The 12,422-nt window shown below is 63.1% G+C and carries 11 protein-coding genes; 6 read left to right on the forward strand and 5 right to left on the reverse strand.

Features of this window, described 5'->3' with window-relative positions; all coding sequences use genetic code 11:
- The 6 genes from V7714_RS13865 (at window position 1) to V7714_RS13890 (ending at window position 6,792) form a co-directional block, all read left to right on the forward strand.
- Window positions 1–444 (forward strand): DNA polymerase III subunit chi, encoded by a 444-nt coding sequence (locus V7714_RS13865; protein ID WP_335710273.1) that lies wholly within the window; start codon window positions 1–3, stop codon window positions 442–444.
- Window positions 437–1,648 (forward strand): hypothetical protein, encoded by a 1,212-nt coding sequence (locus V7714_RS13870; protein ID WP_335710274.1) that lies wholly within the window; start codon window positions 437–439, stop codon window positions 1,646–1,648. The genes V7714_RS13865 and V7714_RS13870 overlap by 8 nt, the downstream gene beginning before the upstream one ends.
- A 135-nt stretch (window positions 1,649–1,783) precedes the next feature.
- Entirely contained in the window at window positions 1,784–3,499 is a 1,716-nt protein-coding gene (locus V7714_RS13875; protein WP_335710275.1) for a proline--tRNA ligase, read from the forward strand.
- 17 nt (window positions 3,500–3,516) lie between these two features.
- Window positions 3,517–4,146: a lytic transglycosylase domain-containing protein gene (locus V7714_RS13880; RefSeq protein ID WP_290333089.1), complete on the forward strand. Its 630-nt coding sequence runs from the start codon at window positions 3,517–3,519 to the stop codon at window positions 4,144–4,146.
- Window positions 4,147–4,397: 251 nt separating this feature from the next.
- Entirely contained in the window at window positions 4,398–5,138 is a 741-nt protein-coding gene (locus tag V7714_RS13885) for a substrate-binding periplasmic protein (protein WP_335710276.1), read from the forward strand.
- A gap of 754 nt (window positions 5,139–5,892) precedes the next feature.
- The gene (locus tag V7714_RS13890) at window positions 5,893–6,792 is read left to right on the forward strand and encodes a GNAT family N-acetyltransferase (RefSeq protein ID WP_335710277.1); all 900 of its coding nucleotides are present in this window, start codon (window positions 5,893–5,895) and stop codon (window positions 6,790–6,792) included.
- Between the two features lie 91 nt (window positions 6,793–6,883).
- On the opposite strand, the gene V7714_RS13895 is transcribed toward V7714_RS13890, so the two are convergent.
- The 5 genes from V7714_RS13895 to infA all read right to left on the reverse strand — a co-directional run bounded on the left by V7714_RS13895 (window position 6,884) and on the right by infA (window position 11,912).
- Window positions 6,884–7,606: a pseudouridine synthase gene (locus tag V7714_RS13895; protein ID WP_335710278.1), complete on the reverse strand. Its 723-nt coding sequence runs from the start codon at window positions 7,604–7,606 to the stop codon at window positions 6,884–6,886.
- A complete protein-coding gene (locus V7714_RS13900; protein ID WP_335710279.1) occupies window positions 7,603–7,926 on the reverse strand; it encodes a YnfA family protein in 324 nt (107 codons plus the stop codon). Before V7714_RS13900 ends, V7714_RS13895 begins: the two co-directional genes overlap by 4 nt.
- A gap of 1 nt (window position 7,927) precedes the next feature.
- The gene (locus V7714_RS13905; RefSeq protein WP_335710280.1) at window positions 7,928–9,685 is read right to left on the reverse strand and encodes an ABC transporter ATP-binding protein; all 1,758 of its coding nucleotides are present in this window, start codon (window positions 9,683–9,685) and stop codon (window positions 7,928–7,930) included.
- Window positions 9,672–11,414, reverse strand: a complete 1,743-nt coding sequence (locus tag V7714_RS13910) for an ABC transporter transmembrane domain-containing protein (protein WP_335710281.1) — start codon at window positions 11,412–11,414, stop codon at window positions 9,672–9,674. Before V7714_RS13910 ends, V7714_RS13905 begins: the two co-directional genes overlap by 14 nt.
- A 222-nt stretch (window positions 11,415–11,636) precedes the next feature.
- Window positions 11,637–11,912, reverse strand: a complete 276-nt coding sequence (gene infA / locus V7714_RS13915) for a translation initiation factor IF-1 (RefSeq protein ID WP_284198290.1) — start codon at window positions 11,910–11,912, stop codon at window positions 11,637–11,639.
- Window positions 11,913–12,422 lie beyond the last annotated feature (510 nt).

The following is a 12,422-nucleotide window of genomic DNA, read 5'->3' on the forward strand; positions in this document are numbered from 1 at the left end:
ATGAAACCGTTGGCAAGCTTCTATTTCAATGTGTCCAACCGCGAGCAGGCGCTATGCCAGCTTGTGGGCAAGGCTGTGAAGCGCAAGCTTGCCACCGGTATCGTCACCGATTCGGAGACTGCCAGTCGCGTCATCGATCGCCTGCTGTGGGAGGTGCCGCCTACGGGCTTTGTCCCCCACTGCCTGGGCGATGATGCACTGGCCTCCCAGACGCCTGCACTGATAGACCACCGCCTCGAGCTGCTGCTGCCGCGCGAGGTGGTGTTCAACTGGACGGCGCATGTCGTCCCCACAGATCGCGGCATAGCGCGTATCGTAGAAATCGTGCCGCGCGACGACATGGATTTGCGCGAGGTTGCCCGGCAACGTCTGGCCCTCTATAAACGGGCTGGATACGAGGTCGAGTTCACCGATATGGACAAGCAAGGTCGTGCAAATGGCTGATTTTCCCTCGCTGGGCCCCGATACCGAGCCGCCAGCTGTCGTAGGCAAGATGGATGCCTTGATCGCACGCCATCGCGGCAGTGGCCTCAATCCCAATGTGCCGGTGCTGACCGACCTGGATGCCGGGGATCTCAGTGATGCGATTCCGGTGCTGACCCAGGTGGAGCCGGTGGTGGGCGATGAACTGATGTTCACCCCCGAAGAGATACGTGGCGAGTTGCCCTCGTCGCTGGATAGCCTGGGTGCACTGCCGACACGCGCTGCCGCACCTGCGCCGGTGGCCGCACCCGTGGCGGCCGCGCCGGTGGCGCCGTCCCCCAGGCCTGCATCGCCTGCACCGCAGGTTGCGGCACCCGTGGCCCCCCCGCCTGCGGTTCCCGCTTCGCCCGTGCAGGCGGCAAGGTCTGCGCCACCCACGCCCAGTTTTGAATTCCCCGAGCTGACCATCCCTAGTCTGGACGCACCACTCCCCAAGGAGCAGGCCAAGCCCGCTGCGCCGCAGCCGCACTCACCCTTGGCGGATGGGCCGCTGATGCCTGAGTTGTCGCTCAACTTCGATTTTGCCCCGCCGCCGGAAGAGCCCAGGGCCGCCCCGGTTGCCGCACCCCTACCCACGGTTGCACCGGCAGCGCCCTTGGTGGTGGCGCCTGTTGCGCCGCCAGCCCCAGCACCCGTGGTGGCTGCTACGCCGCAGCCTGTCCCGGCACCCGCACCCGCACCCGCACCCGCACCCGCACCCGCACCCGCACCCGCACCCGCACCCGCACCGGTAACGCCTGCCGTTGCTGCGACCAAGCCGGTGCCAGCGCCCGTGCCGGTGGCACCAGTCGTGCCGTCCCCTGCGCCAGTAGTCGCCCCCGCCGCTCCGGTTGCGACGGCACCTGCCCCGGCGATATCACCAGCCTCGCCGTCGCCGCGCAGCGGTGTCACCGTGCTGGTGTCGGACGAACTGCCTGAGCTGAGCCTGGAGCTGGACGAGGATCATGCGGAGCCGGCGCCTGCGCCCGTATTGGATGTGGCTGCCCTGGCGCAGGAGCTGGTCGCCGGCCTCAAGCCTGAGCTGGAGCGCATGGTGCGCATAGAGCTGGGCAAGCAGCTGGCCATTGTGCACACCGAATCGCTGAAACGAACCCTGGGTGCCCTGCAGCCACAACTGGACAAGTTGATACGCAGCCGCATAGAAGACGCGCTAAAGAAGCGCTGAAAAACGGCAGAAAAGGTACAAAACAGCCGGTCCTGCAACAGGGCCGGTATTTGTTTCTGCATTCAAACGGAATATTCGGCAGAACCTACGGTAAAATCGCGTTCTTTCAAACGATTACCGTCGAGCTACCGTCTGATGCGCACCTCGCAATTCTTCCTCTCTACCCTCAAAGAAGCCCCCAATGAGGCCGAACTGCCCAGCCACAAGCTGATGCTGCGTGCCGGTCTGATCAAGAAGCTCGGCTCTGGCCTTTATACCTGGATGCCGCTGGGCCTGCGTGTACTGCGCAAGGTGGAGGCCATCGTGCGCGAGGAGATGAACAAGGCCGGTGCGCTGGAACTGACCATGCCGGCGATACAGCCGGCTGAATTGTGGCAGGAGAGCGGCCGCTGGGCGGTGTTCGGCCCCCAGATGCTGAAGATGAAGGACAGGCATGATCGCGACTTCTGCTTTGGGCCAACGCACGAAGAGGTGATTACCGATATCGCCCGCACCGAGATCAAAAGCTACAAGCAGCTGCCGCTGAATTTCTACCAGGTGCAGACCAAGTTCCGCGACGAGATACGCCCCCGTTTTGGCGTGATACGGGCGCGTGAGTTTGTCATGAAGGATGCCTATTCGTTTGATGCCGATGTGGCGGGCATGGCCGAGAGCTATCGCAAGATGCATCAGGCCTATACCCAGGTATTCACCCGCCTGGGTTTGCAGTTCCGGGCGGTGAAGGCCGATTCGGGTGCCATTGGTGGCGATGCTTCGCAGGAGTTCCATGTGCTGGCCGAGTCAGGCGAGGACGCCCTGGCCTACTGCCCGGATTCGGACTTTGCCGCCAATGTGGAGGCCGCCGAAGCCATGGCGCCGACCGCGCCGCGCGCCGCTGCCGCCGAAGCCATGCGTGATGTGGATACGCCCAAGCAGACCACCTGCGAAGCCGTGGCTGAGTTGCTGGGCATGCCACTGCAGCGTACCGTCAAGCTGATCGCCCTGATGGCCAATGAGCAGTTGCATATCCTGCTGCTGCGCGGTGATCACTCGCTCAATGAGGTGAAGGTAGGCAAGCTCGATGGCCTGGCCGATTTCCGTTTTGCCAGCGAGGAAGAAATACGGGCCTTCTTCAACTGCCCACCCGGCTTCCTGGGACCCGTCGGTATTGATCGTAGCAAGGTGAAGCTGATTGCCGACCGCACAGTCGCCGCCATGAGCGACTTTGTGGTGGGTGCCAACAAGCCCAAGTTCCACACCGCCGGTGTGAACTGGGGCCGCGATCTGCCGGAAGCGGATCTGGTGGCTGATATCCGCAACGTGGTGGCCGGCGATCCCTCGCCCGATGGTCGCGGCGTGCTGGAAATCTGCCGTGGCATCGAAGTGGGGCACATCTTTCAGCTGGGCACCAAATACTCTACCGCCCTGGGCTGCAACTACCTCGATAGCGAAGGCCAGCTCAAGCCCATGGAAATGGGCTGCTATGGCATAGGCGTGTCCCGCATCGTCGGTGCCGCCATCGAGCAGAGCTACGACGACAAGGGCATACGCTTCAGCACGGCCATGGCGCCGTTCGCCGTGGTCATTGTGCCGGTGGGCTACCAGCGTTCCGAGGCTGTCAAGGCGGCCGCAGATGCGCTGTATGCCGAGCTGGCAGGCCGTGGCGTGGAAGTCCTGATGGACGACCGCAACGAGCGTCCCGGCGTGATGTTTGCCGATATGGAGCTGATAGGTATACCCCACCGCATCACCATCGGCGACAAATCGCTGGCGGAGGGCAAGGTAGAGTACGTGTCGCGCCAGGCTGGCACCACGGAACTGGTGGCACAGGCCGATGTCACAGGCTTCCTGCTTGGCAAGCTTTCAAAGTAAGGATTATGGTTCGTAGTATGTTGCGTTCAGTACTTGTCTCTACATTGCTTTTTGCGACGCTGCCGGCCCTGGCCGGCGCCCAGCGGGAAGAAGACCTGTCGTTCTCGGTGGCCACTGCCATGCAGCGTTCCATCAACGACAGCGCCTCGCCACGGCTGGTGTTTGCCAATCCCAATGAGGGACAGGCCTGGATGACCGAGATGTCGGCGCGGCTGAAAAAGCGCATCCCCGATGACTTCATGCGTGAGAAGCTGTTGACTGCCATCCACTACGAAGCCACCCGCGCCGGGCTGGATCCGCAGATGGTGATGGGCTTGATCCATGTCGAGAGTGGTTTTCGCCGTTATGCCATCTCATCGGTGGGTGCGCGTGGCCTGATGCAGGTGATGCCGTTCTGGCAACGCGCTATCGGCAAGGGCGACCACAACCTGTTCGACATGTACACCAACCTGCGCTTTGGCTGCACCATCATGCGGCACTACCTGAATGTCGAGAAGGGCGATCTTTATCGTGCCCTGGGTCGTTACAACGGGAGTACCGGCAGGCCGGAATACCCCAATGCCGTCCTGGCAGCCTGGCGTACCCACTGGGATTGGCAACCAGGCCAGGTCAGGGTGCAGACGGTGTCCTACCCGACCAACAAGTAAACAGAACCCCGCTACGGCGGGGTTTTGCTTTCCGGCACGGCTGTTTATTGCGCGCTGCGCGCCATGCAGTGCCGAGACCGTTGGTATGGGCGGCCGGCCGCAGCTGGCGCCCTGTTCCCGTACAAAGCCAGAAGCGTACTCCGCTTGGTTCGGTGGCCGTTTTGACTCACGCAGGATCGCCCCTGGCTGTTTCCCGGCATGTCCGCCGCCTGTGCGGCATAGAATGGCAAGGTTCACCTGGGAGTGTCGCCATGCGCCGTTTTCTTGCCATCCTTTGCCTGTTGAGCTTGCCTGCCCTGGGGGCGCAGCCTGCCAAGCTGGCCTGCTACAGCGATACCTTCCCACCCTATGTCATGCAAGATGGCGACAAGGTCGTCGGTGTGGATGTGGACGCCGTACGCGAGGCGGCGGCTTCCATAGGCGTGCAATTGGAAATACGCTTGCTGCCATGGAAGCGGCTGGAGGCGGAACTGAGCAAGGGGGCGGCCAGCACGGTGCAGTGCGCTTTTTCTTTCAGCCGTACGCCAGAGCGGGACGCCTATCTGCTGTTTGGGCAGGAACCCTTGCACGTGACGGCCTATACCTTGTTTGTCCATGCGGAGCATCAGGCCAGGTTGGCTGCATTTCCCCGGGGCGGTAGCGCCATCGTCGGTGTGCGGCGTGGTTTCAAGCTCCCGGCGACTTTGGAAAGCGCCCGGCAGGAAGGGCGGGCCTTCATAGAGGAGGTCGACGTGGAGCAATCCAATTTCCTCAAGCTGGCGCGCTTGCGCCTGGATTTTGCGCTGAGCAATCTGGATGTGGGGCGCTACACCATACGGCAGCTCAAACTGACCCATATCGTTCCGCAATCCGAGCCATTGAGCATGCTGCCTACCTACCTGGTATTCAGCCGTGGGCATGGGCTGGATCAACTGATGCCGCAGCTGGACCAGGCGCTGGGAAAACTGCGGCAGAGCGGGCGTTATCAAGCCATTTACGACCACTATATGTAGCGCGCTTGTCGCTTGTTTATTACTCCACATCCAGCCGGGACAAGCCTGTGCACGGCCTGTGGGCAAGCGGGGTAAGTCACTGAGGGAAGGAGTCTTTCCCGGCTTGCCTAAAAAACAGGCAGTCAGCGCATTCGACTGCCTGGTACGCTATATGGCGGCAAAACCAGCCCGCCAGCGGGGCTGCGGCCGGTGCACTGGGGATAAAACCCAGGTGTTTCCACACAGCTGCGGGACAAGCCTGTGTGTGGCCTGTGGGCAAGCGGGATAAGTGACTGAGGGAATGCAGCTTTCCTTGCCTGCCTAAAAAACAGGCAGATGGCGCATTTGGCCGCCCGGTGCGCCATCAGGCGGCAAAACCAGCCCGCCAGCGAGGCTGCGGCCGGTGCGCTGGGGATAATGCCTCGGTGTTTCCACACCGACGCGGGACAAGCCTGTGTGTGGCCTGTGGGCAAATAGGCTAAGTGCCTGAAGGTAGAAGGCTTTCTGGTAATGCCTAAAAAATAGGCAAGGCGTGGCTTGTCCTAGCCGCCGTATGAGCGCTGGTGCAAACCTCGACTGCCAGCAGGGCTGCGGTATTCAGGCCGGTGCTAAGGCCGGTTGTTTCCACAGTATGGCGGGACAAGCCTGTGTGGCAACTGTGGACAAATTGGGCAAGTGGCTGACGCCGCAGGTGTTTTCTGTGCTGCTTAAAAATCAGGCAGCTGGGCCGGGTGTGTGTGCGCCTGCCTGCGCACTTATGCTAGGCTCCCGCGCCATGATTCCAGTGATTGCCTACCAAGCCGACCTGCACGACGCGGGTATCGTGGCGCTGTTTGCGGCCTGCGCCGCAGTGGATGCCGATGTCAATGTACTGAGCATGGCCCGCTGGCAGCACTTTGCCCGCAATCCCAGCCGCCTGGCTGGCAGGGACTTCCTGGTGGTGGAGTTGGATGGGCAAGTCGCCGGCATGGCCTATAGCGGCCTGGAGGAGGGCGCGCAGGGGATGGTGCGCTATGGCCGCATCATGGTGCATCCGGCCTTTCGGCGGCGTGGCGTGGCCCGGGCCATCATGGCGGGGCTGTTGGCGATGGATGGCGGGCGGCTGCCCCTGGAGTGCGCCTTGCCGGCCCGCTGGTTGGGTGGGCTGGCCTTTGCCCAGCAGCAGGGTTTTGCGGTGCAGATGGAAGAGGCCGAGTTGCGCCGTGCCCTACCCGCTGAATATCCACCATCGCTGGGCGTGGCCATACGCCCCTTGCGCCAGGGAGATGCCGACGATATGGCAGCCTGGTGTGACTTATCGAACGCCGCCTATGCCGGCCATGTGCCGCCAGTGACGCCGGCAACGGTAGCGGAGCTGGCACACCGGGCCAGCCTGCCGGGTTGCTCACTGGGCTTTGTCGAGATCGATGGCCGGCCACAGGGACTGGTGCAGTGGGAGGCGGACAGCGACAGCCAGGTCTACCTCAATAGTCTGCTGGTGCATCCTGTTAGACAGGGGCAGGGCCTGGGCCGGCATTTGCTGCGCTGGGCCTTGCTGCGGATGGCCGAGCAGGGGGCGCAGACGGTGGAGTTGACCGTATCGACGGCTAACATAGCGGCCTTGCAGCTGTATCTGGCCCATGGCTTCGAGCAATACGGCACCACCTGCTACCTGCGCCGCCCCGCTCCAATTTGACCCACACCCTGCTGGGACAAGCCTGTGGGTGGCCTGTGGGCAAGTAAGCCAAGTGCTTGAGCGCTTGGCGGGAATTGCCGCTGCCTAAAATTCAGGCAGTCCAGCCCAGCGCCCGGCAGACAGCGGCAAAATCCTCCGCCAGCGGGGCGTCCACCGTGATGCGCGCACCGCCTTCCGGGTGGCTGAAGGCCAGCCGGGTGCAGGCCAGCAGCAATCGTGTATTGCCATAGAGTTCGGTGAACAGGCGATTGTGCCTGCCCTTGCCATAGGTGGCATCGCCGATGATGGGGTGGGACAGATGCTTGAGGTGTCGGCGCAGCTGGTGCTTGCGACCGGTCAGTGGGTCCAGTTCCAGCAGCGCATAGCGGCTTTGCGGATAGCGATCGACGCTATGGGGCAGCTCCACCGTGGCCAACCGGCGGTAGCGCGTGATGGCTTCCTGTGGCGGCGCCACCTGGTCGGGCATGCGCTCGTAGCTGTCGTACTGGCGGCTGAGCGGGTGGTTGATTTCGCCGGCTTCGTCCGGCCAGCCTCGGACTATGGCCAGATAGCGCTTTTCGACGGTGCCGGCTTCGAACTGTTGCGATACCGCGCGGGCAGCGTCGGCATCCAGACCAAACAGCAGGATGCCCGAGGTGCCTTTGTCCAACCGGTGTATGGCATGCACGCGCTGGCCCAGTTGATCGCGCACTTCCTGCAGGGCAAAGCGGGTCTCGTGCCGGTCTATCTCACTGCGGTGTACCAGCAGGCCCGAGGGTTTGTGGATGGCGACCAGGCGCTCGTCGCGATAGAGGATGGGGTGGTGGTAGTTCATGCGCGCGGGGCCAGGATGATGACAGTGGCACCGGCCAGTACCAAGCCGACGCCGGCCCAATCCCAAACGGTGGGGTGCAGGCCATCGACCAGCCATAGCCAGGCCAGCGCGGTTGCCACGTAAACCCCACCATACGCTGCATAGACGCGGCCGCTGGCGGCCGGGTGCAGGCTGAGCAGCCAGACGAACAGGGCCAGGCAGGCCGCTGCCGGCAACAGCAACCAGGCCGGGCCGCGCTTGTGCAACCACAGCATGGGCAGAAAGCAGCCCAGTATCTCGGCCACGGCAGTGAGCAGGTAGAGGCCCAGGGTCTGCAGCATGCTAGTCGCCCAGCTGCTGCAGCAGGTAGAGCCGCTGGTAGATGCCGCCTTCATGGGCCATCAGGGTCTCGTGCTGGCCTTGCTCGGCAATGCGGCCGTGATTCAGCACCACAATGGTGTCCGCGTCACGTATGGTGGAAAGCCGGTGGGCGATGGCAATGACGGTGACCTTGCCACGCAGCTCGGTCAGGGCTTGCTGCACCACTTGTTCGGTTTCGCTGTCGATATGGGCGGTGGCTTCATCCAGGAACAAGATGCGTGGCTTGCCTGCAAGTGCCCTGGCAATGGCAATCAACTGCTTCTGCCCGGTAGATAGGCGGGCACCGCCCTCACCCAGGGAGGTGTCGTAGCCTTGCTCCAAGGCCAGGATAAAGTCGTGGCAACGGGCGGCGCGGGCGGCGGTTTCGATTTCTGCGTTGCTGAGCGGCCTGCCCATGGCGATGTTCTCGCGTGCACTGGCGGCCAGCAGGAAGGGGTCTTGCGGCACCAGGCCCACGTCTGCACGGAAATCATCGTCGCTGAATTGCTGCAGCTCGATACCGTCTATGGTGATCTGGCCCTGTTGCTGGGTGTAAAACCGCAGCAGCAGCGAGAGCAGAGTGGATTTGCCGCTGCCGGTGTGGCCGACTATGCCAACAAACTGGCCTGCCGCTATGTGCAGGCTGAGATCGTGTATCACCGGGTTGTCACTACTGTAGCCGAAGCCCAGTGCGCTGATGTTTACCTCGCCGTGGCTGATGCGGGCGTGCCCACCCTGGGGCATGGGTTTTTGCTCCTGCAGCAGGGTGTTGACCCTGGATGCGGCCACGACCGCTTGCTGCAGCTGGCTGAACTGCAAGGTAATCTGGATCAGCGGATCTACCACCCGGCCGATATAGCTGACAAAGGCATACAGGATACCTACCTCCAGTCCGCCCAGCGCCCGCTGGCTGAAGCTATGAATCACCACTACCAGCAGGATGACGTTGAGCAGGTCCAGCATGGGCCGCAGCAGCCAGGCATTGGCACGCAGCTCAGCCATGCGGGCGCGGAAATGCTGCCGGTTGGTCTCGCCGAAGCGCAGGCCAAATCGGCTTTCGGCATTGCTGGCCTGCAGTACCGCCATGCCGGCGATGCTCTCTGCCACCTGGGCATTGATATCGCTGCGCAGCTCGCGGGCCCGGCTGACGGCCGGTGCGCTGAAGCGCTGGTAGAACCAGACGATGATGACCACGGCAGGCAGCAGCACGATGACGATCAGCATCAGGCGCCAATCCAGCCAGGCCATGGCAACCAGTGCACCCAGCACCACGATGCTGCTGTCCAGCATGACGAACAGCACCTGTACGTAGAGGTTCTTGACCTGTTCGGTGTCATTGGTGACGCGGCTGACCAACTGGCCGGTGATGGCCTTGTCGAAAAAGGCCATGGGTAGCCGTAACACATGGCCGTAGACCTGCTCGCGCAGCCGTTTGACCGAGCGCATGGCTACGCCAGCCAGCCGGGTGAGCTGCAGGTAGCGCAGCACGCTGGCTACCCAGCCGGTCAGCAGGATGCTGATCAGCAGGCCGCTGATGGCAGGCCAGTCCAGCACCCTGGGCAGCAGGTACTGGTCGATGAAATACTTGCCCAGCAAGGGCCCCAGGGCTTCCAGGCCGGCGGCAACAATCAGCCAGAAGCAGCCCCACCAGAGGTGGCGATGCTCGGGCGCTGCGGCCTGCCGCAGCAAGGCAACGGCCTGCCGGGTATTGGTGGCGGAGAGCGGGTTAGAGGGCGTCAAGACTGGCCTCCAGTTGCTGATAGCGCCATTGGCTGGCGTACCAGCCATCCTGCAGCAGCAGGTCGGCGTGGTGGCCGGTTTCGGTAATCCGGCCATGCTTGAGCACCAGTATCTGGTCGGCATCCATCACGGCACTGAGCCTATGGCTGACAATGATGACGGTGCGGTTCAGGCGCTGGTCGCGCAAGTGGCCCAGGATGTCGGTTTCGGTCTGGGTATCGACGGCAGACAGGGCGTCGTCCAGCAGCAGCAGGGGGGCATCGGCCAGCAGGGCGCGAGCGATGGCCACACGCTGGCGCTGGCCGCCCGAGAGGGTGACGCCACGCTCGCCCACAGGGGTGTCATAGCCCTGCGGAAAGCGCAGTATGTCTTCGTGCACCGAGGCCAGCCGGGCAACCTGCTCGATCTCGGCGCGGCTGGCATCAGGCTTGGCCAAGGCGATGTTGTCGGCCACGCTGGCAGAAAACAGAAAGGGTTCCTGCGGCACCCAGGCTATGGCGCCATGCAGGGCTTCCAGCTGGTAGTCGGCCAGGGCATGGCCGCCCCAGAACAGGCTGCCGTTGCGCTGGGCGTACTGGCGCAGTATCAGTCGCACGATGCTGGATTTGCCCGCCCCGGTGGGGCCGACCAGGCCCAGGGTCTGGCCAGGCAACAGGCAGAAACTGATGTCGTTGAGCGCTTCGGCCTGCTGGCCTGGGTAACGCAATTGCACGCCATCGAGCCGCAGCGGGCCAGGCTCGACTTGGGCCACCTTGCCGGTGTCGGTAATGGTGAGCGGGGCATCCAGTATCGGTTGCAGTCTGCTCCAGGCTGCGCGGCCGCGCTCTATCAGCGACATGACCCAGCCGGCGGCAAACATGGGCCATATCAGTTGGCCCAGATACATGCTGAAGGCAGTCAGCAGGCCCACGGTCAGCTCGCCTTGCCAGACCAGATAGCCGCCCACGCCCAGCGTCAGCCCGACGGCGGCAACCAGGGTCAGGCCCACGGCGGGCTCATAGGCGGCTTCCCAGCGTTGCGCCCGCAGGCTGGCCTCGGCGGCGTGCTCGGCCAGCTCGCTGAACTGCTGTGCGCTACGTGCCTCCAGGCCCAGGGCGCGCAAGGTCCGCACCCCCGCCAGGGTTTCCTGTACGTGGTCGTTCAGGTCGGAGAAGCGGGTAAGCGAGTCATGGCTGGCGCGATGTATCTGGTTGGAGATATACCAGAAAGCCAGCGCCATCAACGGGAAGGGAGCCAGTGCGGCAGCGGCCAGGTGCCAGTCCACACCGACTGTCATCATGGCCAGTACCATCAGCAGGGTAAGGGTGCCGTCGAACCCGGCCAGCATGGCTTCGCCGGCCGCCATTTCCACGGCATCGACATCGTTGGTCGCCAGGGCCATCAGATCGCCGGTACGCTGTTGCTGGTAGAAGCTGGGGCCTTGCAGGCTAAGCCGCTGGTAGAGCTGGGTGCGCAGTTGCACACCCAGCTGGTAGCTGGCGGCAAACAGCTGCAAGCGCCAGCCTACCCGCAGAAAGTAAATACCCATGCCGGCCAGCAGCAGGCTGCCCAGTTGCCAGAGCAGGGCATTGCCATGCAATTGGCCTGCCACCAGGCCGTCGACGATGGCCCCAACCTGGCGGGGGATGAAGACGGTCAATAGGCCTACGCCGATCAGCATCAGGGCCGACAGCACATAGGGGCGCCAATGCTGGCGTATAAACTGGGCGATCAGCCGCGATAATGGCATGCCGGGAATACCGTGGTGGCTCGGGAAGGGTGGTCGATTCTAACGGGGACAGCGCGAGAAGGCATGCACGGTGGCGACAAAATGCCCGCAGCTGTCTATTCGGCGCACCCTCGATGGCATCCTGGTCTGCCAGGGCATAGTGGTGCCTGGGGGGGCGGACGCCTGCCAAAAGCACAACGGCACCCCTGGGGGTGCCGTTGGCGTGACCATCTAACTGGCGGTTTAGCGCCGGTTGAACTGGCCAGGACGGCGTTGACCACCGCCGCCACCTGCGCGCTCATCCTTGTGGCGGAAGCTGACGCGGGCCTTGGTCAGGTCGTAGGGCGACAGTTCTACGGTCACCTTGTCGCCTTCGAGGATGCGGATGCGGTGCATGCGCATCTTGCCCGAAACGTAGGCGATCAGCTCCATGCCGTTTTCCAGTTTCACGCGAAAGCGGGTATCCGGCAGGACTTCCGATACCGTACCTTCCATTTCAATCAGTTCTTCCTTGGCCATGCATTACTCCAGTGCCGAGGCAAGCCGCCTCGGTGGGGGATAGGGTACTGTAGGGCACTCCGGTAACCTCGATTCGCCCTACCCTCAAGGGGTAGGCCGAGATGGGCGGGCACCTGACGGTGACGACCATTTCGTTCCGAGGCGGCGTTACTCGTGAAAACCATTTCTGCGCATAGCAAGCCTATGCAGCATTGAAAATAGTCATTCGCGCCTCGCCTCGCGTAGAAACCGAGCTTGCTGGAAGAACCCTGTAAAGCGGACTAAATCAGCCCGTGTGCGCGGCACAGCGCGGTGTTGCGGCGTACGGCGCAACACTGCCTAAACGGAGCACAGTCCGACACTATACAGGTTTATCCGGCAAGGGCCGTAGCTGCTGGCTGAACGGCATGTCGGCAAGCCTGCAGAATGCGGCGGACCAAGCGCGTGCCCGGCTTAGGTGTTAGAGCCTGTTCAAAGTCTTTTCGCCGCGCGCCGGACGCGGCGAAAAGACTTTGAACAGGCTCTTAGCCC

The organism is Chitinimonas sp. JJ19, assembly GCF_036961565.1.
Classification (GTDB): Bacteria; Pseudomonadota; Gammaproteobacteria; order Burkholderiales; family Chitinimonadaceae; genus Chitinimonas.